The organism is Leifsonia sp. KNZ12-8B (assembly GCF_056755495.1).
Genome location: NZ_JBPGXM010000232.1, coordinates 1 through 2,255 on the forward strand (window position 1 = coordinate 1; position 2,255 = coordinate 2,255).

Genomic DNA, 2,255 nt, shown 5'->3' on the forward strand with positions numbered 1-2,255 from the left:
CGTCGCGCCCGGTGAGGTGCGTGCAGCGCGCGTCAGCCTTTGCGGCCCTGCGTCGCGACCCCTTCGATGAAGTACCGCTGCCCGAAGGCGAACAGCAGGAGCATCGGCAGCGTCACGATGAGGCTCGCGACCATCACGTACTGGTAGTCGCCGTGGCCACCGTTGGTCGGGCTGAAGGTCGTCATCGCGTACGAGATGCCGAGCGGGACGGTGAAGCCCTCGACGCCTCCCGCGTTCAGGTAGATCAGCGCCGCCTGGAGGTTGTTCCAGCTGGCCTGGAACTCGAACAGGAAGATGATGATGAACGACGGGATGCTCAGAGGCAGGGCGATCTTCGTGAACAGCTTCCAGTAGCTCGCGCCGTCGAGACGAGCCGCCTCGAACAGCTCGCGCGGCAGTCCGAGGAAGAACTGGCGCTGGAGGAAGATGTAGAAGGCCGAGCCGAACAGGTTCATGCCGAACAGCGGGATCCACGTGCCGATCAGTCCGAGGTTCTTCCAGATCAGGTACTGCGGCACCATCGTGACGGCGCCGGGCAGCATCATCGTGGCGAGCACCAGGCCGAACAGGAGGGTGCGGCCCGGGAACTTGAAGTACGCGAACCCGAACGCGACGATCGAGCTCGAGATCGCGACGAGGCCCGCGGCGAGCAGCGCGATGATGATGCTGTTGCCGATCCACGACAGCAGGGGGAGCTGGTTCCACACCTCCACGTAGTTCTGCGGCGTGAACGTCTTCGGCCACAGGGAGTTGTCGAACACCTCCTGCCGCGGCTTGAGGCTCGACGCGAGCAGCCAGGCGAACGGGTACAGGAACAGCAGGCTGAAGGCGATCAGGACGATCCACAGGAACGTCTTCCCGACGACCGTCTTCGGCTTGTACCAGCGGTCGGGCTTCTTACGGCCGGAGGAGCGCGGCGCTCCGGTGGCGACCTGCGCTTCGGAGGCGAGCGGAGCCGCGGCGGGGGCGGACTGGGTTGCCGACGACATCACTTGTCTCCTTCGTAGTAGACGAGGCGGTTGCTGACCTTCACCTGCACGAGGGTGATCAGGAGGATGATCACGAACAGCAGCCAGGCCATGGCGGCGGCGAAGCCGAAGTTGAACTGCCGGAACGCCTGCTGGAAGAGGTAGACGCCGTAGAACAGCGACGACTCGGGCGACGCGTTGGTCTGGTCGCGCCAGAACAGCAGGTACGCCTGGTCGAAGACCTGCAGCGCCGCGATGGTGAGCACGACGACGTTGAAGAAGATCGCCGGCGAGATCATCGGGATGGTGATCGTGAAGAACTGGCGCACCGGCCCCGCGCCGTCGAGCGACGCCACCTCGTAGAGGTCGCGCGGCACGTTCTTCAGCGCCGCGAGGAAGATGACCATCGTGCCGCTGACGCCCCAGAGCGTCATGAGGACGATGGACGGCTTCACCCAGTTCGGGTCGATCAGCCACTGCGGGCCGTCGATGCCGAAGATCGCGAGGAAGCGGTTGATCGCGCCCGTGTTGCCGTTGAGGAGCAGCAGGAAGATGGAGGCCGTGGCCACCGCCGGTGTCATCTTCGGCAGGTAGTAGAGGGTGCGGAAGATGCCCGCTCCGCGACCGACCCAGTTCAGCAGCAGTGCGAGGAGCAGCGCGAAGATGATCTCGAGCGGCACCGCCATGATCGCGTAGAAGAGGGTGTTGCCGAGCGAGAGGCCCACCTTCGGGTCGTTGAACAGCTCGGCATAGTTGTCGACGCCGGCCGGTGTGGCGCTGTTGGTCGCCAGGTTGTAGTCGCTGAACGAGATGTACAGGCTGTACAGCATCGCGCCCAGCGTGAACACCAGGAACCCGACGATCCACGGGCTGATGAAGAGGTAGCCCGCGATCGCCTCGCGCTTGTTGTATTTGGTGCCGCGCTTCTTGCCGGGCTTGCGCGCATCCGCGCGCGTCGTGCCGGACGTATCGGTCAGGACGGCCATGAGCAGCCTCCCTTGCCTGCAGCATCGTCGAGCTCGGTGATCCTCATCGCCGCCCTTTCGATCCTTCCCGCCTGCGCTCGCGCTCCGTCGGCTCGCGCCCCCGGGCTTGCGCTTTCGGCGGTGTGGCATCGTTACCACATCACGGCGAGCATAAGGCCTCGTCTGCCGTGACGCAACCGGGACCGCCCGTCCCACCCGCGCTCACGCCCGGGTTCGACGACGCGCAGGACACCCTTCGCTTCCGGCACGGACGGTACACCGCCGACGGGGGCGTGTCTGCCCCGGGGGAGGTGGGAGGTGG

2 protein-coding genes are annotated in these 2,255 nt (G+C 65.6%); both read right to left on the minus strand.

Features of this window, described 5'->3' with window-relative positions:
• Positions 1 to 32: 32 nt before the first annotated feature.
• Positions 33 to 989 carry a carbohydrate ABC transporter permease gene (locus ACR9ZG_RS18700; protein ID WP_481286347.1) on the minus strand — a complete coding sequence of 319 codons (957 nt, stop codon included), beginning with the start codon at positions 987 to 989 and terminating at the stop codon, positions 33 to 35.
• Positions 989 to 1,954: a carbohydrate ABC transporter permease gene (locus tag ACR9ZG_RS18705; RefSeq protein ID WP_481286348.1), complete on the minus strand. Its 966-nt coding sequence runs from the start codon at positions 1,952 to 1,954 to the stop codon at positions 989 to 991. Before ACR9ZG_RS18705 ends, ACR9ZG_RS18700 begins: the two co-directional genes overlap by 1 nt.
• Between the last annotated feature and the right edge of the window lie 301 nt (positions 1,955 to 2,255).

Excerpts from the sequence above, each read along its gene's own strand:
- ACR9ZG_RS18705 (WP_481286348.1), bottom strand. The coding sequence starts at position 1,954 with ATGGCCGTCCTGACCGATACGTCCGGCACGACGCGCGCGGATGCGCGC.
- ACR9ZG_RS18700 (WP_481286347.1), bottom strand. The coding sequence starts at position 989 with ATGTCGTCGGCAACCCAGTCCGCCCCCGCCGCGGCTCCGCTCGCCTCC.